Consider the following 20255-nt stretch of genomic DNA (forward strand, 5'->3'; position numbering starts at 1 on the left):
TCAGCACTTTGCACAGCAATAGCCGCGGTTGCTTTTAGCTACTGCGGCTTTTTTGTGCCTGCCGCTAACGGTGAAAAACCCAAAGGTTCGAAAACTAACCTAGCGGCCAGCCTCACAAATCCGCAGCTTGCAAAAGCAATAAAGCGGCTTGATAGTCGAAAGCCTCGATTTGTCTGGCAAAATCCGGATACGCAGCCCCCAATTTTGACCGTAGCAACACGGCGTATTCGCGCGCCAGGCGGCTGGCTTGCGCATCGCCAATTGCCAGCAGACTGGCCAGTGCGGCCACGACTTGGCGCATATTTTCCGCATCGATAATTTCCTCATCCGCGTCACTGGTTGCCGGTTGGGAAGGTAAATCCAGGATAGCGCGGACCAAATGCGTCAATTCACTATCACACAATGCCGCCAACTCCATGCAGACCGCCAAATCGCTGCTCTCGGCTATCGCCCGATCCAACTTAGCCGCCAAATCAGCGACCTGTTTGGCACCCAGCGTGCTGGCAACGCCTTTTAAGCAGTGGCTGATGCGTTTTGCTTCCTCGGATTTGCCATCCACCAAGTAGGTCTGAACTTGTTTCAAGTCTTCATTATGGGCATCGGCAAACATGCTCAACAATCGTTGATATTTATCCACGTCGCCCTTCACTACAGCAAGGCCTTGCCTGGTGTCCAGACCGCTGATGGCTAGCAAAACCGACGGCACGGTATCGTCCGTTGACGCTGTTCTTGGCGAAAAGCGCCCTGCTTCCGCTTTATCGGACCTAAGGGGACGCGGATCAGAACGCGGCGCCAACCAGCGCAACAAGGCCGCATAAAGATCTTCCGGAATCACCGGTTTAGCGACAAAATCATTCATACCCGCAGCGAGCGAAACATGCCGGTCTTCCTCAAACGCGGCGGCAGTCATGGCCAAAATCGGCAAGCCGGTAAAGCTCGGCTGCGCACGTATCGCCCGCGTAGCCTCCAAACCGTCCATTTCCGGCATCTGTACATCCATCAACACCAGATCGTAGGCGTTCTCACCGATTTTTTCGAGGGCGATTCGGCCGTTCTCGGCGGTGTCCACAGCCAATCCCACACCGTGCAACAACTCCAGCGCTACTTCCCGATTGATCGGATTGTCTTCCACTAAAAGCAGACGAGCGCCGGCGTAATCTCGGCGTAAGGTCATTTCCGCGTCGGCGGGTCTTTCACTGGTTTGTAAAGGCATGACGCCGTGACCGCGCTGAACCAGGGCGGTAAACCAAAAGCAACTGCCTTGGCCCAGTACGCTATCGACGCCCGCATCGCCGCCCATCATATTCGCCAGGCGACGGGTAATCGCCAAGCCCAAGCCTGTCCCGCCATATTTGCGGGTGGTAGATACATCAGCCTGGGTGAAAGCCTGAAATAAACCGGCTTGCTGGTCCGCGTCAATACCGATTCCGGAATCGTTCACCTCAAAGCGCAGCAGCAGACCCACGGCGGTTTCCTCCTGTACCATCGCCCGCAACCGAATCGAACCGCGTTCGGTAAACTTCACGGCATTCGTGGCGTAGTTGAGCATGGCTTGGCGCAGACGCATCGGGTCCCCGCTCAACCATTGCGGGACGCCCTCCCCATCCACTTCTATGCTCAAAGCCTTGGCCCGCGCTTGCTCGGCGATAATGGAACGAATGTGGTCCAATACCGCCGCCAGAGAAAAATCGGTTTGCTCCAGTTCCAGCCGTCCGGCTTCGATCTTGGATAAATCCAGCACGTCGTTAATGATGGACAGTAGATGTTGGGCGGCGCCATCGATTTTGTCCAAACGCTCGCTTTGTTCCGGATTGGGACTGCTTTGCCGCAGCAAATAAGTCAAACCAATGATGGCATTCATCGGCGTACGAATCTCGTGACTCATATTGGCCAAAAAGGCGCTCTTGGCTTGATTGGCGGTATCCGCCAACAGTTTCGCCGCTTCCAGTTCGGCCGTGCGGCTGGCGACTAAATCTTCCAGATGATGCCGATACTGGTCCAGTTCCAGCGCCACGCGTTTCTTTTCGGTGATGTCTTCCTGTACCGCGACAAAATGGGTAACGCTGCCGTCGGCCTGGCGGATTGGCGCGATAATGGCAAATTCCACATACTCGCTACCGTCCTTGCGTTTATTGATAAATTCGCCTTTCCAGGTCTGGCCACTGCTTAGCGCGGACCACAAGGCCCGATAATTTTCCGGCCGGGTTTTTTTTGATTGCAACAGCCGCGGATTGCGACCGATGACTTCGTCGCGCCGGTAGCCGCTGACCTGCAAAAATGCCTCGTTAACGTATTCGATGTCGCCGTTCAGGTTGGTGATGATAATACTGGCCGGGCTTTGTTCCACCGCCTGCACCAGCTTACGCAGTTGCTGTTCGGTTTGTTTGCGTTCGCTAATATCCAGATTGACCCCAAACAGCATGACCGGTTTACCCGCCGCGTCGTATTGCGCACGGCCCTTGCTGCTCAGCCAACGAGTTTCGCCGGACGGCAAAATATAGCGAAACTCCACCTCGAACGCCTCACCACGCAAAATGCGGCTTTTCCACTGCGCATCAATCAAATGCTGATCGTCCGGATGCACCCTTGCCCGCCAGTCGGCGTTGAAACGCACACTGCCGGGTTCCAAGCCATACAGACGCTCGCATTCCGGCGACCAATAACCGCGATCATTGACAATATCCCAATCCCAAATCCCGACATGCGCCCCCTCCTGCGCCAGCATTAAACGCCGTTCGCTCGCGCGCAAGGCTTCCGCGGCGGCTTCCGCGCGTTGGCGGGCTGCGATGGCGTCTTCCATCAAATTCAAAGCCGCCAGTTGCGCCTGATGCTGCTCTAACAGCGCTTGTTCCTGGCTTTGCCGCAAGGCCAGCTCCGCTTCACGCCTTATCCGGCGTTGATCGCGTTCCTCGACAGCTCTAAGTATGGAAGGCACTAAACGGACCGGATTGTCCTTGAACACGAAATCGACCATACCCAGCCGCAACAACTCCATCGCGACTTCTTCGCCCACGTTGGCGGATACCAGAATAACCGGCAAATCTTTACTGTGCGTTTGAATGAATTGCAAGGTATCGCGAATATCCATTCCCGGCACCGTGTAATCCGACAGCACCAAATCCCAGTCGCCTTGCAAAGCCAGCGCCAGCGCCGTGTGGCTATCTATCTGCCGGCATTCCACACTCAGGCCGTTCTGCTGCACGTGCTGCACCAGCGCCAGATAATCGGCCTGTAATTCTTCGATAATCAGTAATTTCAATTCAGGATTCATAGGCCCATCACGATCGTCATGGCGGCTAAGTAATACGCAAACCGGGCGCGCTTCATCGCGGAACATTCCGGACCGGGTTTGTCCCGGCCTGCTCAACAAACGCCAGCGGATAGGGGCGTTCCTGTCCCAACTGCCCGGACAGCTCGTTGATGGTTTGTTTCAGCGCGATCATGTCCATTTCCCTGCCGACCATCGCCCGGTTGAAACGCTGCAGGGCGTCAGTTTGCTCGCGCAGAGCAGATTCGGCGGCTTTGCGCTCGCTAATATCCAAAGCATACGCCACACGCCTGATGGATTTGCCGTCGCCGGATTTGATAATAGTCACGTCTATCATCACCGGAAAACGACTGCCGTCTTTGCGTTGATGTTCCGCCTCAAATACACCGTGACAGGTCGTATCCAGAATATTGATCTGCTGTTTGATCTGCTCGACCCAATCGGCCGGATAGACCGTCATGACCGGTTTACCGATCAACTCTTCTCGGGCGTAACCGCGTTCCGCGGCAAATACCGGATTCACCGCCAAGAACAAATTGCTCTGCGCGTCGGCAATCGCCAATCCGAACTCGGCGTTTTCGAATGCTTGCGCCCAGAGCTTGAGTTCGTTTTCAGTATTTTTACGTTCGGTAATATCGATACAAACCCCAAATACCCGTTGCGCCCGGCCCATATCATCGTAACTGGCTCCGCCCTTGCAATTTAGCCATCTGAAACGTCCCGGCTCCGCTTGCACCCGAAAATCAAAATCAAAAGTCCGATGCGCGGCAAGCGCTGAATCTCGAAAATGCTCCAGCTCGGCCAAATCGTCGGGATGCACGCGCTGGGAAAAAGCCGAGTAGTCTCCGGAAAAAGTGCCCGGCGCATAACCGAACATCGTCTCAAGTTCCGGAGTCCATTGCACTTTGTCGTTATCAATATGCCAATCCCAGATGCCGATGTTGGCAGTACTTTGGGCCAGACGTAAACGCTCCTCGCTTTCGACCAAGGCCATTTCCGCCAATTTACGCTCGGTGATATTGGTGTGAGAAACCACTGCGCCGCCTTCCGTGAATCCCAAAGGTGTGACGACCATGGCAAACCAACGCTGCTTCTGCGCGGAATGGCAGGCGTATTCATACCTGAAGCGGGGAAGCCGGCCTTCCAACACCGCCGACAATCCGTTGAATACCGCCAGCGATCCCTGCCGATACGGGCCCGATGCAAGCCGGCAAACCTGCAAATAATTGGTGCCTATGCTGCAAATATCAGCGGATTGCCCGCATGCCAGGGCATCATCCTCAGCAAACTCCTGCCAGGGTCGATTCACAGAGATAATCACCCCATCGCGGTTCAGCACGGCGATGTTGGCGCTCACCGAATCCAAAATAGCCCGCTTAAATTCTTCGCTTTCGCGCAGCGACGCATTCGCCGCTTCAAGCGCTTTGCGGGCCGCCAACGCATCTTCCATCAAATTGAGCGCAGCTAGCCTGGCCTCGCGCTGTTTTTCGAGGGCCGCCCGCTGCGCCTCTTGCAGCGCAAGTTCGGCCTGTTTACGTGGGGTAATATCCTGCACGGTGCCATGCAAAGCCACGATGTTAGCCTGCTCATCGCGGACCGGTTCGTCGCGGGCCAGTACCCAGCGATGTAGTTCGCCATCGTTCTGCAACTCCGCCTCGCATTCGTACGGCACACCGTCGCTACAAGCCTGAGCTACAGCAGCTTGCAAACGCTGCCAGCTCTCGGGCTTAAAATACCGGCCAACCTCGTCGTAGCCGGCTGGCGGTAAGTGAGGGGCGCGGCCGAACAAACGGTATATCTGCTCCGACCACTTCGATTCGCCGGTGCGCAAGTCCCATTCCCAACTGCCCAGGGCGGCTAAACGCTGGGCGACTTTCAAAGCCATCTCGCTTTCATGTAGCGCCAGTAACGCTTGTTCACGCTGCTCAATGTTTTCCATGAGCAAGATAAAGCACTCAGGGCTACCATCCGGTTTACGCGCCGCGGAAGCGCTTAATCTAATCCAGACAACACTGCCGTTCTTGCGGATAAAACGCTTGTCTCCGGAAAAACTATCTATTTCACCTTCACCTGTCGGCATCTGCGACAAATCGCCAAAATCCTCCCAATAAGTAATGTCCGAAAAATTTCTGCTCAGCAATTCTTCCAGGCTATAACCCACTATCTCGCAAAATTGGCGGTTAGCCTTGAGCCAGTGCCCGTCCGGCGCCAATAGACAAATGCCTATCTCTGCTTGTTCGAACGTGGTCTGGAATAAGGTTTGGCTAACCCGCAGCTGATCCCGCGTGTCCAGCAATTGTTGCCAGTGAGCATTTTCGCGTTGCCGAGTCCGAAGCAGGAATTCGCTAAGCAGGCTGATTAAAACGCCATTGGCAATCAATAACGTCCATTGCACAACATCGTAAGGGCCGGCAATTGCCAAGCTGCGATACGGAGGCAACAGTTGAAAACTACTCACAATGGCCGACATTAATGTAGCCAATAATCCAGGCCCCAAGCCGCCGAACAAGGCGCTCACGATCACCGGAAATAAAAACAGCAGCAACATCGGGCGCTCGCCAAAAGATGCCGGCAAACTCAGACGGATTGCCAGCGCGGCCAATACCAGAACCACCGCCGACACATAGGCGAGTCTATGACTGCTCCGGTAACGGGAGCGTACCAACGCGGAAAAATCGCCCACTGGCAGCTCGCGGATACTCATAAACGGTCTTCTTCCGCAGCCGATGTGTCGCCGCCCATCAACCCGTCCGCATTGCTTACTGGTATTACACTCGGTTTGAGAGGGTCCAAGGCGGATTCGGCGTGAGCTTCAGCAGAAGCATGACCAACAGTATTTTCGAGTTGGGCTGATAGAAACGCCAATGCATAAGGGGGCTGGCGACCAAGTTCAACAGACAACTCATTGATCTGCTGCTTTAAACTCACCATATCCAGCTCGCGGCCGACCATGGCCCGATTAAACCGCTCCAATTCATCATTCCGCGCCTTTAATTCCGCGGCCTGGAGATTGAGTTGGTCTTCGGCGGCTTTACGGGCGCTGACATCCAGAATAAAACCAATCACCGCCGGCCGATTTTTATAAACGAAGCTACGGCCATGTACTTCAACGTCAATGGTTTGGCCGTTGCGGTGTAAGCCTTCGAAGCGGTAGTTAAGGTCTTCAATCTCGCCATCAGTCCGTCGGCGCAAATTTTCCAACACCATCTGTCTGTCTTGCTGACAGACCAGATCAGCCACTGTTTTGCCGTCGACAATATCCTCAGTCCGCTGATAGCCGAAAATCGCGGCAAACCCCGGATTCACGTAAACAAAGCGTGCGTCTTGAATAATATAAATGCCGGCCAGTGACTGCTCTACCAAACCGCGAAAACGCGCCTCGCTCTCGCGCAGCTTCAGCTCGGCCTGTTTACGTTCGGTAATGTCCCGCGAGATACCGAACACCCCGACGGTTTTACCGTTCGCATCGCACAAAGGGCCTTTGGTGCTCAGGAAAGTTCTCAATCCGAATTGTGTATCCAGCACTTCTTCATCCGTCAACGTGATATTTTCCGCCATTACCCGGCGACAAAACGCTTCTATGCGCTCGGCTTGGTGCTGAGGAAATAGCGCGCTATCGTCCTGACCGATGACTTCCTCGACCGGCTTGCCGACAAAATTAGCGGCGGCGGTATTGAACAAAATATACCGGCCGTCAAGGTCTTTGGCATAGATCGCGTCCACCGATAAATCGGAGATGGCGGCTAATAAATCAAGCGCCCGCAGACGCTCCGCTTGCGCCTTCTGCACCGCCGTGGCCAAGGCCAGGCTCTGACTCTGCCGCAACAGATAAAAACCGGCGCAGACGATAAAAATAGTCAAACTACCGACGCAAATAATCCAGACGACTTCGCTTCTGGCCTTGGTGTAGATTTCGACTTTATCTAACTTAGTCAGTAACAGCCAGTCGGTGCCGCTGATGGCCTGTACCAAACCGATGACGGAGACATTACGGTAATCCTTGGCTTCCAGGATATTGTCGAGGCTGACCTGACTTTGCAGCGCCTTACCGGCCAACAAGTTCGGCGTGTTAAGCGACAGACGCAGCGAAGCTGCCGCATCCGGGCGAAAACGCAGCGGATTCAGATAGAGAATGTCATCGCCGGCACGCCGAAACAACAAGGTTTCGCCGCTGCCGCTCGCCACAGGCCAACTCTCCAGAACCGGAAACAACCATTCACTGAGATCGATATGTAAAACAATCAGCGGCGGCGCTATCGGCTGCGCTGTCAGCGGCACGACCAAATCCAGCAGGACGCGCCCGCTATCATCTCTGTAAGGATTAACTAATTGGATTTGCCTAGATTTTGTCGACAACTCTACAAGCTTCAGCGGCTCCGGCAACAGAGTGGCTGGGGCCTTCGCGGAGCGCCATAAGCGTTCGCCATCAGGTCTAAGCAGACTGATAGCCGTGACTCCCCAGCTTTTGCGAAATTGTTCCAACCGGCCTTGCAGGCGTTCGCCGCTTTGCAGATCCCCATCAATCTGCCAGCGGTGATACAAGTCGATGATAAATTCGCTGGTTTGGATAAAATCCGCGTCGCCGCGCCGTTCAGTCAGCCAGTCGCTGATTTGCCTGGACTTGAGGCCGGCGACCGCCTGCAGCCTGCCGAACTCTTCTTGGGTGTGTTGCTCGATGGTCAGCGCCGCGCTGGCGGCCATCAAAGCCAGAATCACGACTATCAATAAGCCCAGCGACAACAATTGGCTTCGCGGTGCCGGGGGAACGATTTGTGGTTCGCTGTTTCGGCCAAACCAGCGCCGCATCAAACCGTAGAGTAATAGAGAAGTCACCAGTACATAAACCCAGCCTTTCAGCATACTGGCTAGCGTAAGCTGGTCCGGGTCTTTGAATAAGTGGTGTACCAATTGGTCCGATACCAAAATCCAGCTGGCGGCGAAGATGGCGTATACCAGCACGACGGCTAAGACGCTTTTGCGGCTGACCTGCGCTGAGTTTGATGGATCGTTATTCGACAGCATGGGCTTGCAAAGTCTAATTAATTGTCGAAGCCGCACAAAAAGGACACGCCGTTGACCACAGCCGTTACCGTATTGCCGTTACCTTGATATTCCAGACGATCAAAGCTCATCAATCTGGCCATCGCGATACCGCGGCCATGCAAATCGAACACCCGTTCCGGGGAAAAATCCAGGAAGTCCTGGGAATCGAAACCATCACCCTGGTCTTGAATGGTAAACACCAGCTTATCCGGCAGACGCTGGAAATGCACAGTAACAAAACGCCGGCTGAATTCCGGGAGTGTCAAACGTCTTTGAATTTCCTCCAGCCAGACTCCCGCCAGCATCAGTTCACCTTTTTCTGCATAGGAAACCCCCAGATTACCGTGCTCGACCGCATTGACCATCAACTCCTGCAAACCCTGAATTACGCGTTCCGGCTCCGGGCAGGATTGGGCTAAACAGTGACTCAACACCTTCGCTTCATCGAGATCGCGAAAACGAAATACGGCGGAATGCACTAGTGTTAAAGGACGCCCGGCGCGATTCACTGTTTCGGACATTTCCTGCAACTCACGGCGTTGTTGCAGTGCGGCATTGATGACGGCGATCAAGATTTCCGGTTGAATCGGTTTGGTCAGATAGTAATACGCCCCCTGACTCAGCCCTTCCTGGATGCTTCTTTTGTCGCTACGGGCGGTCTGCATAATCACTGGCATGGCAGCCAAAATACGATCTCCCTTAATCAATCGCAGTAATTCCATACCATTCATCCCCGGCAAGCCCCGGTCCAACAGCACCAAGTCGTAGCCCATCCGGTCGTGCTGCAATGTTTCCCAGGCAATGCAGCCATTGGCGCAAACCGTCACCTGAAAGCCCTCGGCGGCGAGTAAATCCCGGATGATGATTGCGATGATTTCCTCGTCTTCAACCAACAATATACGAGCGTGTTGCGTCATGACTCACTTACTCCGGGATTGAATCGAGATGGCGTTGGGCAATAGCGCAGAATGAATCGAAATCCGCTAAAAATGCATCGGCTATATCCGGATCAAAGTGGCGACCACGACCCTCAGCAATAATAGCCTTGACTTCAGCGAAAGCCATGGGCTCTTTGTAAACACGCCGGGAAATCAAGGCGTCGAATACATCCGCCAATGTCATAATCCGCGCGGAGACCGGAATGGCATCGCCGGCCAACGCCTCCGGATAGCCGCTGCCATCCCATTTTTCATGGTGCCAATGCGCAATTTCCTTCGCCAAAATCAAAAACTCCACCGAGCGCGTGGCATCCCGTTCGGCCATTTCTATCGCATCGCTGCCCAATTTGGCGTGGGTCTTCATCACCGCCCATTCTTCGGGAGTGAGTTTACCTGGCTTTTGCAGGATCGCGTCCGGTATACCGACTTTACCAATATCGTGTAGCGGCGCGGAGCGCGTCAGCAATTCGATGTAATGATCGGTCAATGTCGCGAAAAAACGCGGATGGCTCTGCAATGCAAGCGCTAAATGCTGCACGTATCCTTGGGTACGCAGGATGTGGTTGCCGGTTTCCGGATCGCGAATTTCCGCCAGATGCGCCAAGGCGCGAATGCTGACTTTTTGGATCAACTCGTTTTCGCTCATCCTTTTCGCTATTTCCATTTCCAGGTAGGTGTTTTCGTCGCGCAACCAATCTCTGGCCTGCTTTAACTCCAGCTGGGTGCGGATCCGCGCTAAAACGATGGGCGGCAGAATGGGTTTGGTAATGTAATCGACCGCGCCGACATCCAATCCATGCAGCTCGGACTCCATGCTGTCCATCGCTGTGACGAATATCACCGGAATCGTGCGCGTAATGGGATCGGCGCGCAGATGCTCGAAGACTTGGTAGCCGTCCATGCCCGGCATCATCACGTCAAGCAGAATCAAGTCGGGATAAGGCTGATTGGCGGCCATCTGCAACGCTCTTTGCCCGGAGGTAGCGACTCGCACGCGGTATTGCGGTTGCAGTAATTCGCTGATGACGGTGAGATTTTCCGGAGAATCATCGACTACCAAAATGGTTTTGCTTTTAGTATCCAACATACTTCTCCCGAGAACGGCCGATTATTGTTGTTATGGCCTGAAGAAAATTCATCAATTTTGCAAGCTTATATAGTGAAATGAACAATATCCCGATGATAAACGGAATTTCCGAACGTTAGGTATTTCGATAGAAAAGCTGCGGCTAGTGCCTCAAATTTATAACACAATCCAACACCAACAAGTTTTCTCAGGGGACAAAAGCCACTACTCTCGCTTATTGAACTCAAAACGACAACTCCTCTGGCTTGCGGAACGAAAAGGACCGATAATTCCGCCTTTTTTCATTTGCCGGATTTGCATGGAATTCAAACTCAAAGCCACCGATGGTCACGCCCGCCGCGGCCAACTGACTTTTGCCCGCGGCGTGGTGGAAACACCGATCTTCATGCCGGTCGGCACCTACGGCACGGTAAAATCGCTAACCCCGGAAGATTTAAACGCGCTAGGCGCACAAATCATTCTCGGCAACACCTTTCATTTGCTGCTGCGACCCGGTATGGAGGTGATGAAAGCCCACGGTGACCTACACGACTTCATGCGCTGGCAAAAGCCTATTCTGACCGACTCCGGCGGTTTTCAGGTATTCAGTCTAGGTGCATTGCGCAAAATCAGCGAACAAGGTGTGACGTTTAAATCGCCGGTCAACGGCAGCAAAATCTTCATGGGCCCGGAAGAATCGATGCAGGTGCAGCGCGATCTCGGCTCGGATATCGTGATGATTTTTGACGAATGTACCCCATACCCGGCCACCTATCAAGAAGCCGCTGACTCCATGCGCTTGTCCTTGCGTTGGGCGGAACGCAGCAAGCGCGCGCACGAAGGCAACTCGTCCGCTTTATTCGGCATCGTGCAAGGCGGTATGTATCCGCAATTGCGCGAAGAATCGATAGCAGGTCTGACCAATATCGGCTTTGACGGCTATGCCATCGGCGGCCTGTCGGTCGGCGAACCCAAGCACGAAATGCTAGCGACGCTGGATGCGATCCACCAGAAAATGCCGGTGGACAAACCCCGTTACTTGATGGGCGTCGGCACCCCGGAAGATTTAGTGGAAGGCGTCAGGCGCGGCATCGACATGTTCGACTGCGTGATGCCGACCCGCAACGCCCGCAACGGTCATTTATTCACCCGCCACGGCGTCATCAAAATCCGCAACCAGCAATACCAATTTGATACGCGGCCCTTGGACGAAGATTGCAGTTGCTACACCTGCCGGAATTACTCGCGCTCTTATCTAAAGCACTTGGACAAGTGCAAGGAAATGCTGGGCTCCAGGCTCAACACCATCCACAATCTGCACTACTACTTGGAGTTGATGCAAGGTTTGCGGGACGCCATTGAAGGACAGACTTTCGATGAATTTGTTGCTGCGTTTTACGACCAGCGCGACAGCCGCGGACCGCTTTAAAAGCAGCCGTTACGCATCAAAATACGGTGGTTTGCCGGCAAGCCACCGGATGTTTTATCCGTGTTGAGCGGCTAGGCACCGCCCAACATCTCTAAGGCCAGTTGCGCCATATTTTTTGAGCCGCCGCCCTCGCCAAGCTGGTGTTTGACGGCCTGCAACGCCGAAATACAGCGCTGCCGATATTCGCCGTCGCCCAACAGTTGCAGAATCTCGGCGGCCAAACTTTCCGGGGTCAGTTGTTCCTGGATCAACTCCTTAACAATGGCCTTGCCGGCAATGATATTCGGCAGCCCGATAAATGGGATTTTTACCAAGCGCTTACCCAGCCAATAGCTAAACGCAGCCAGCCGGTAAACGATGACCATCGGCACGCCGAGTAAGGCAATTTCCAGCGAAGCAGTGCCGGAAGTGGTCATCACCGCGTCGCAGCATTGGATGACATCATAAGGCTGCTGTTTGATCACCTTAACGGCTAGCGAAGTGTTTCCGAAATGCGCGGCCAATGCCGCATCGCTGATCGAATCGGCTTGCGGCAAGACAAACTGCAATTCCGGTCGCTGCGCCGCCAATATAGCCGCCGCCGCCAGCATCACCGGCAGGATGCGTTTGATCTCGTTGCCTCGGCTGCCGGGAAGTATGCCGACGACAGGCCGATTGGGGTCCAGGCCGAACAACTCGAAATCCTCAGACCGGCTGCGCTGCGGATGGACCTTATCTACCGAGGGATGGCCCACATAACGGACCGGGACATTTTCGGCTTCGTAATAGCGGGTCTCGAACGGAAAAATCACCGCCATCATGTCGATGGCCTTGCCGTAAGTTTTCACTCTGCCCGGCCGCCAGGCCCAAACCTGTGGGCTGACGTAAAACAGCACTTTTACGCCCTGACTCTTGGCAAAACGCGCCAATCTTAAATTGAATTCCTTGTAATCGACGCAAACCAGTAAATCCGGTTTTTCATCGCGAATGATTTGTTTCAGTAAGTTCAATGCGCGGCGGATCTCGCCGTAGTGCTTCAAAATTTCCACCAAACCGATCACGCCGATGCCGGCCGAATCGTAGCGCACGTCGATACCGGCCTGGCGCATTTTGCTGCAACCCATGCCTATGCCGCGCATCGCCGGGCAGCGCTTTTTCAGCTCCAGAAACATATTGGCGGCGTGTTGGTCGCCGGAGGATTCGCCGGCGCTAAACAGCACCGTGTAGGCAGATTGATTGGTCATTTGGGAACAGTTGGTGGGCTACGCTGTACTTAGCCCACCCTACATTAACGTGTTTTGGAATTTACGCTTGGAAAACGCCGCGAATCACGCTGACAATTTGCTTGACGGTATCGTCGCTCAGATTGGAACAAATCGGTAAAGAGAAGCAACGCGCCGCAACTGACTCAGTAACCGGCAGGGAAAGGCCGGCACACTCTTCTTTAAACACATTCTGTTGATGCAGCGGTACCGGATAGTAGACGGCGCAGCCAATCTTCTGCGCTTGCAAGGCTGCCATCACCTCGTCGCGGCGGTCAGACAACAAGGTGTATTGATGATAGACATGCACACCAATGCCGTCTTCATACGGCGTAGTCAACGGCAAATCGGCCATCAGATCAGAATACAAATGCGCTGCATGGCGACGAGCTGAGTTGTATTGATCGATGCGTTTTAATTTGGCGCGCAATACTACCGCCTGTAGCTCGTCCAGTCGGCTGTTGTAGCCTATCACGTCGTGGTAGTAGCGGACGTCCGACCCGTGATTGCGGTATTGCTTGATCTTGGCGGCGGTCGCGTCGGAATCGGTCGTCACTAAACCGCCGTCACCGAAGCAGCCCAGGTTCTTACTGGGAAAGAAACTAAAACCGGCTGCATTGCCGAAACTGCCGGTTTGCTTGTTGTAGACGGTGGCACCGAAGGATTGCGCGCAGTCTTCGATTAGTTTCAAACCATGCTTATCGCAAATCGCTTTAATCGCCGGCAAATCGGCGGGTTGGCCGAATAAATGCACCGGCATCACCGCCTTGGTTTTGGCCGTAATGGCTTTTTCGATATTTTCCGGAGTGATATTGAACGTGCCCGGATCGATGTCGACAAACACCGGTTTGGCGCCGACATATTTGATCGCTTCGGCGGTGGCGATAAAGGTAAACGCGCTGGTAATGACTTCGTCACCGGCACCTATGCCTTCGGCCAGTAAGGCTAAATGCAATGCATCGGTACCCGACGCGCAGCCGATGGCATGTTTAACGCCCAGATAGGCAGCGGCTTCTTTCTCGAACGCCTGTACATTCGGCCCCAGGATAAACGCGCAGTTGTTAAGGGTTTCGGTGAAACCGCCGACGATTTCATCTTGAATTTCCGCATACTGCGCTTGCAGATTGACCATGGGGATCATAGTGTCAGCCCTTTATCGATGGATTAAAAATTTAGTGATTTCTATCGCGGTAGCCAGGGCTTTACGGCCTGCTTCGCCGGGAACCAACGGATTTTCGCCGGTCTTGATGCAATTGACAAAATGTTTAATTTCATCGAGCAAGGCGTCGCCGCTTTCAAATACCGATTCCTCGGTGACGATTTCCGGGATGCCCGGAAACATTTCTTTATCGCCGGTCTTATGTTTGATCAAAACCCGGTTCTGAAAGTCTACCGAGATGTACGAACAAGGGCGGAACATGCGCATCTTGCGTTCCATTTTCATGCTGATGCGGCTGGCGGTGACATTCGCTACGCAACCGTTCTTGAAGGTAATGCGGGCGTTGGCGATATCGGTGCCTTGGGTCAACACTGCGGTACCACTGGCGTCGATTTTTTCCACTTCCGAATCGACCAGAGCCATGATGATGTCGATGTCGTGAATCATCAAATCCAGTACGACGCTAACGTCGTTGGCGCGCGGATTAAACGGCGACAAGCGATGCGATTCGATGAACAGCGGTTTGTCTTCCATTTTCTCCAAACCGCGCACGGCCGGATTAAATCGTTCCAAATGTCCGACCTGCAGAATGACGTTTTTTTCCTTGGCAATCGCAATCAGTTCGTCGGCTTCTTCCACGGTAACGGTGATCGGCTTTTCCACCAACACATGCGCACCGGCATTCAGAAAGTCTTTGGAGACGCTGTGATGGTAGCTGGTGGGCACCACAACGCTAACCGCATCGACTTTGCCGAGTAATTCATGGTAATCCGTCAAAGCTTGAGCGCCGTTTTTTTCGGCAACTTGTTGCGCCGCCTCGGCATTGATGTCAACCACCGCCACCAACTCGCAATCCTTTAACGATGCGTATTTTTCCGCATGAAATTTTCCTAAATATCCGGCACCTATCACGGCACATTTCAGTTTATTCATAAACGACCTAAGCTTGATTCGCGGTTTCCCAGCCATTGACAGACGCGCGCCGGGCATAAAACCGTTCATTGTAACATCAGATTCTGTGTTGAATAAGCTGCACCATCATTCACAAACGGATCGGCGAATGATTAACCCGGCCCTCAAATACCATTCGCCTTTGTGCCCTTGTGGGTAGTGAGTCTATCGAAAGACAAACCACCCCAGGCTTTGACGAACTCAGCCCGAACGTGGCACCGGGAATAAATAGGGCCGGGTGAATAAGGCCAGCCACATACTTCAACTTGAAATGCCAACAAAAGCAACTAACCTTGCCTGGATACGAAGATTCTGAAACAAATGTAGTCCTAAGCTTACACCCAGAGACAGATATGCACCTAAGAAACCAGCGAATAGCTATCGCCCTGCTCAGCCTGGCAGCCCACGCCAACGCGCATGCAACCGCTGCGGAAGACGAACATATCCGCCAGATTGTGCAAGGCGTGCTGAAGGAAAAAGACCAGAAAATCGAACAACTGGAAGCCCGTATCAAACAACTGGAACAAGAAAGAAGCAGTGCTATAGCGGCAACGCCAAGCCCGGCAGTCGCTAAGGCCGGCGAACCAGCTCCGGCACCGGTAAAAACTGCTGCGAACGGCAAACCTGAGCCAACCGTGGACACCAAACTCCAGGCTCTGGACAAAAAAATTACTGCCTTAAAAGAAGCGGCCGAAGCCAACGGCCTGCAAATGAGCGGCTTTTTCGACATCAACGCCAAAACCGGGAATTCCACGGATCAAACTTTCAGCGTTGGCTCGGTGGAACTGGACCTGGACTATGTACATGATGACCATTTCGGTGCCAGCTCGGCTTTAGTGTTATGCGGCAACTCATCCAACGCCGACTATGGTGCGCCCGGTGCGGTATTCTGCGGTAACAGCGGCCCCGGCGCGTTGAGTGGCGGCAGCACGATGGCCGGTATCGCCGTCGCACTAGTCGACTACCATATGTTTAACGATCGTATCCCGCCGCGTGGCCGGATTTTCAATAACAAAGGTCTGCACATCCAGGCCGGCCGCTTCGACTTACCGTTCGGCAACGATTACCAAAACTTCGCCAACAAGGACCGCATCACCGTTACCGCGCCGTTGACCACCTCCCGCATGCAACTGGGCGGCTACAATGCCGACGGTATTCGTTCCTACGGGGCCTGGGATATATTCAACTACTCGGTATTCTGGACTGACGCGCTGTACGCCAACGACGGCCATACCGTCGGCGGCCGGGTCGGCTTGGCTATGGGACAAAATACCTACAAGATCCACAACGCCAATCCGGAAGGTATTGAAATAGGTGTCTCCCATCTGAGCGAGTTCGATGGCGAAAACCGCATCCGTAATACCGTTTACGGCGCGGATCTGAGTATCGGCTACGGCATGTGGCGTTTACAAAACGAATTCATGCTGCTGAACGCACATCAACAGGTGTTTTTGGAACAAGACGTGGATGGTAACCCCTTGCCTGTCATCATCCCCGATCCAAACACCAACCCGTTCGGCAAGGGCCACCAAGTGGGCTACCACTCCACGCTGACCGTGGATTTGGAAAGCCTAAGCAAACAGCCGATCGTGGCGTTCGCCCGCTACAGCCGCTGGCAGCCTTCGCAAGACCTTGGCCTGGACTTCGATGGCAGCACCGTGGCAATCAACGACATTTCCATGCTTAGCCTGGGCTTTAACTATAAATTTAGCGATCATTTGCGGGTCAAATTTGAATACAACGATTCGTTGGGCACGGAAACAGCCGAGCGTTATTTCGACAGAAAACTGGGCATAGCCCAAATCGTCATGTCTTTTTAACTATGAACAAGCTCCCATACAAATACTTATTGGCCGGTGGCACCGGCGCACTTTTGTTATTGTTCGTCAGCGGCGCACATACCGCCGACGACAATCCGCACCTTATTTCCAAGCAATCGCCGCAAGCGGGGTGCAGTAATTGCCATACCACGACGCCGGAAATCAAAGAGGACGGCATTTTACACAGCAAAAACATAACAGCCGATCAAGCCACCTTTAGCAAGGACGGCGTAGCCATGTGCTCCTCGTGCCATAATCCCAACCAAGGCCACAAAGTGGGCTTGAATATCGACTTTCCGGTACCCGCCGACTTGCCGCTTAACGAGGAAAACGACATTACCTGTCTGACCTGCCACTACACGCACGGCAAGCTGGATAGCGACCGGCCGCAAGCCAGCCACAGTTTCATGGATAAACTGATGAACGCCGAAAGGCTGAAAAAAAGCTTTTTACTCCGCCGTAACAACAGCGACGGCGAGCTCTGTTTAACTTGTCACAACGTCAACTAAGGTTCCTGAAAATGAACAATACCGTTACCAAACGTCGCCAAATTTTTATCAAAAAGGATTTTCAAGGCCGTTTCATCCTCGGCGCTTTTGCACTGATATTACTGGCCGGATTATGTTCGGCCCTACTGATTTATTGGATGACCGGCGGCGATCTGCAAGCCCAATCCCAATCGGCGCACGCCAATATCGTTAATGCGGCGGAACGCCTGGGTGTATCGATTTTGATCGGCAACTTGGTGGCCATTTTAATTGCAGGCGGCATCGCCGTGAGCTCTGTACTCTACGCCTCGCACAAAATCGCCGGCCCCTTATATCGCTTCGAAACACTCTGTCAAGAGGTCGGCGACGGCAAGCTCGATACCGTCACACATTTGCGGGAACACGATCAGCTACAGGATTTGGCGGTGTCGTTCTCGAATATGGTTGCCAAACTACGCAGTCGCCGCGACCACCGCGCACGTTTGATTGCCGAACTCAACCGGCAGATCGGTTTGTACGCCTTAAACAACGGCGACGCGCTGTCAGAAGCTCAGCACCATGCCGTTTCGGCAATGGCGGCGTTGGTGACTGATTTAGAAAAACTTGAAAAATAATTATCATCAAATCTCATGTTTAAAAATACCTCGATCAAATCTTCACTGATCTTAATTGCTTCCGCCTTGGCATTTGCCAATCTATTGTTTGTGTTGTCTCTGTGGCACGCGTTTCAATCCATAGATGAAAACTTGCAGGCAGCCACTCAGAAACAAAACACCTCAGATTATTTGTCTCATGTGCGTTTTCATGTAGTGCAGATTCAACAATTTCTGACCGACGTCGGCGCCACGCATGATGACGGCGGCTTTGCCGAAGCCAAAGAAAACCTGGACGCTGCATTTTTAAATCTGGACAAAGCCGAACAATCTCACCCGGCATTACGCGCGCAAGTCGAAACATTGAAACGGGAAATTCAATTAATGCACGATGCCGGCGTAAAGATGGCGTGGGATTATATTAAGTTGGGAACCGAAGCAGGCACCGTCACCATGAAAGCGCCGGTCTCCGGTCTTGACGATACAGCCGCTACGCTGACCGAAGAATTAATCAGAATTACTGAACAACTTGACAGGGAGCTTGCACTCGCCAAGCAACAATTAAGTTCGTCCTTGCACGATTACAGCCTATCGCGCATTGCGTTTTCCATCGGGTTGCTACTGTTTGTGATGGTCTGTTTGAGCATGCTTTATTTCAAAATAGAACCGCCATTGACCGCGCTGCAAAAATCGCTGTATCTGCTCAGACAGGGCGGCGGCGATTTGACACGGCGCATTCCGCACGAAGGCAGCGACGAAGTCGGCATTATCGTTACCCAGTTCAACGAATTTTTAAGCGTGTTACACAGCTTGATGCGGCAAGTGGCGAAGGAATCCGATCAATTAAACACTGCCTCGAACCGCTTAAGCCAAATGTCCGAGCGGGTGCAAGAGGATATTTTGAAACAGCAGATGGGCACGGACCAGGTCGCGGCGACGGTAACGGAACTATCCGCGACAGTGACCGAAGTGTCCAACAACACCGCTAACGCCGCCCAAACGGCGCAGAAAAGCAGCGTGGCCGCCAACAATGGCAAGGCGGTGGTGACCAATACCGTGCAATCTATTCATGCGCTGTCTAACAATATCGACAGGGCCAGCACCGTAATCGGTAATGTCGAGCAAAACTGCGTGAATGTCAGCTCGGTGCTGGATGTGATTCAGAGCATCGCCGACCAGACCAATTTATTGGCGCTCAATGCCGCCATTGAGGCCGCCAGAGCCGGCGAACAAGGCCGTGGTTTTGCGGTAGTGGCGGACGAGGTGCGGACACTGGCCAGCCGAACCCAGGATTCCACGCATGAAATTCAAGCGATGATAGAACGCTTACAGCAAGGCTCGCGGGAAGCGGTGAAAGCCATGTCGGAAAGCCGAAATCAGGCAAAGGAGACCGTTGAAGTCATCGAAAGTACCGGCGAGTTGCTGGATAATATCTCAAGCATGGTGGCGCAAATTTCCACGATGAACACGCATATTTCCGACGCGGTAAAAGAACAAAAAATCGTCGTCGAGCACATTAATCAAAACATCAATTCAATTAATGACGTCACCATCAACAACTCGAAGGACGCCGAGCAAACCGCGCAAGAAGCCCATCATTTGCAAAAAATCGCCGGTAATTTACATACCACGATTTCCCAGTTCAAACTGTAAGCAACCCAGCGCGCTATTTGGTTTGGCTGCAAGCCCATAGCGCGTTACAACTCAAATACCTCCGCCAAGGGCAGAATCAACTCCGGCAAACTCAACAGGGGCAAATCTTCCTCAACCCCAAAAACGTCGGCATTGGCATAGCGGCCGTCCGCGCCCAGAAAAAAACGTTGCACATAATTTTCCAACGGGTCGATCACCACATACTCCCTCACACCGGCACGCTCGTAGAGCGCTTTCTTTTCACGCATATCCTTCAGCGCCGTGCTGGGGGATAAAACCTCTACCACCAAATCCGGCGCACCGTGTATGGCTTTTTCGCCGATTTTTTCCAGGGCGCAGACCACTAACAAATCCGGTTGCACGACGTCATGTTCGGAGAGAATAACGTCCACGGGTGCTATGAAAGGTTTGCAGGGCTTACCTTTCAACTCGGCTTTTAACTTCGCGGCAATAGTCATCACCACATTTTGGTGCTTGATACTCGGCGCAGGACTCATGTTGTAAGGAACGCCGTCAATTAACTCCCAGCGTTCGTCGTCCGGCCATCCCGTATAGTCGGCGACACTGAAGGTTTGTACCGACAATTTAGGTACGCTATTCATTCTT

14 protein-coding genes are annotated in these 20255 nt (G+C 53.3%); 5 read left to right on the forward strand and 9 right to left on the reverse strand.

What is annotated here, in order from left to right:
• Positions 1–112: 112 nt before the first annotated feature.
• From EBB_RS24070 to EBB_RS24090, 5 genes are read right to left on the reverse strand one after another with little or no spacing between them, the layout of a single operon-like run.
• Positions 113–3271, reverse strand: coding sequence for a response regulator (locus EBB_RS24070; RefSeq protein ID WP_192396168.1), 3159 nt, complete (start codon positions 3269–3271; stop codon positions 113–115).
• A gap of 52 nt (positions 3272–3323) precedes the next feature.
• Positions 3324–5972, reverse strand: a complete 2649-nt coding sequence (locus EBB_RS24075) for a PAS domain S-box protein (protein ID WP_192396169.1) — start codon at positions 5970–5972, stop codon at positions 3324–3326.
• On the reverse strand, positions 5969–8290 hold the full coding sequence (locus EBB_RS24080; protein ID WP_192396170.1) for a PAS domain-containing protein: 2322 nt from the start codon (positions 8288–8290) through the stop codon (positions 5969–5971). Before EBB_RS24080 ends, EBB_RS24075 begins: the two co-directional genes overlap by 4 nt.
• Before the next feature lie 17 nt (positions 8291–8307).
• Positions 8308–9228 carry an ATP-binding response regulator gene (locus tag EBB_RS24085; protein ID WP_192396171.1) on the reverse strand — a complete coding sequence of 307 codons (921 nt, stop codon included), beginning with the start codon at positions 9226–9228 and terminating at the stop codon, positions 8308–8310.
• A gap of 7 nt (positions 9229–9235) precedes the next feature.
• Positions 9236–10336, reverse strand: coding sequence for a response regulator (locus EBB_RS24090; protein WP_192396172.1), 1101 nt, complete (start codon positions 10334–10336; stop codon positions 9236–9238).
• Between the two features lie 298 nt (positions 10337–10634).
• Here EBB_RS24090 and tgt point away from each other — a divergent pair, with 298 nt between their 5' ends.
• Positions 10635–11744: a tRNA guanosine(34) transglycosylase Tgt gene (gene tgt / locus EBB_RS24095; protein WP_192396173.1), complete on the forward strand. Its 1110-nt coding sequence runs from the start codon at positions 10635–10637 to the stop codon at positions 11742–11744.
• A 71-nt stretch (positions 11745–11815) separates the two neighbouring features.
• Here tgt and lpxB read toward each other — a convergent pair whose 3' ends face one another.
• From lpxB to EBB_RS24110, 3 genes are all read right to left on the reverse strand, one after another.
• Positions 11816–12967 carry a lipid-A-disaccharide synthase gene (lpxB, locus tag EBB_RS24100; RefSeq protein WP_192396174.1) on the reverse strand — a complete coding sequence of 384 codons (1152 nt, stop codon included), beginning with the start codon at positions 12965–12967 and terminating at the stop codon, positions 11816–11818.
• Between the two features lie 61 nt (positions 12968–13028).
• The gene (locus EBB_RS24105; protein ID WP_192396175.1) at positions 13029–14126 is read right to left on the reverse strand and encodes a DegT/DnrJ/EryC1/StrS family aminotransferase; all 1098 of its coding nucleotides are present in this window, start codon (positions 14124–14126) and stop codon (positions 13029–13031) included.
• A gap of 12 nt (positions 14127–14138) precedes the next feature.
• Positions 14139–15077, reverse strand: coding sequence for a Gfo/Idh/MocA family protein (locus EBB_RS24110; RefSeq protein WP_192396176.1), 939 nt, complete (start codon positions 15075–15077; stop codon positions 14139–14141).
• A 371-nt stretch (positions 15078–15448) separates the two neighbouring features.
• On the opposite strand from EBB_RS24110, the gene EBB_RS24115 reads away from it, so the two are divergent.
• The 4 genes from EBB_RS24115 to EBB_RS24130 are packed head-to-tail and all read left to right on the forward strand — an operon-like array spanning position 15449 to position 19649.
• Positions 15449–16915 (forward strand): hypothetical protein, encoded by a 1467-nt coding sequence (locus EBB_RS24115; RefSeq protein ID WP_192396177.1) that lies wholly within the window; start codon positions 15449–15451, stop codon positions 16913–16915.
• A gap of 2 nt (positions 16916–16917) precedes the next feature.
• Positions 16918–17424: a cytochrome c3 family protein gene (locus EBB_RS24120; protein ID WP_192396178.1), complete on the forward strand. Its 507-nt coding sequence runs from the start codon at positions 16918–16920 to the stop codon at positions 17422–17424.
• 11 nt (positions 17425–17435) lie between these two features.
• Positions 17436–18017: a hypothetical protein gene (locus tag EBB_RS24125; RefSeq protein WP_192396179.1), complete on the forward strand. Its 582-nt coding sequence runs from the start codon at positions 17436–17438 to the stop codon at positions 18015–18017.
• Positions 18018–18032: 15 nt separating this feature from the next.
• Positions 18033–19649: a methyl-accepting chemotaxis protein gene (locus tag EBB_RS24130; protein ID WP_192396180.1), complete on the forward strand. Its 1617-nt coding sequence runs from the start codon at positions 18033–18035 to the stop codon at positions 19647–19649.
• A gap of 44 nt (positions 19650–19693) precedes the next feature.
• Here the strand turns inward: EBB_RS24130 and EBB_RS24135 are convergent, their stop codons facing one another.
• Complete coding sequence (locus tag EBB_RS24135; protein WP_192396181.1) at positions 19694–20251, reverse strand: Uma2 family endonuclease; 558 nt, start codon at positions 20249–20251, stop codon at positions 19694–19696.
• Between the last annotated feature and the right edge of the window lie 4 nt (positions 20252–20255).

It is taken from the genome of Methylomonas fluvii (genome assembly GCF_014850975.1).
In the GTDB taxonomy this organism is placed as follows: domain Bacteria; phylum Pseudomonadota; class Gammaproteobacteria; order Methylococcales; family Methylomonadaceae; genus Methylomonas; species Methylomonas fluvii.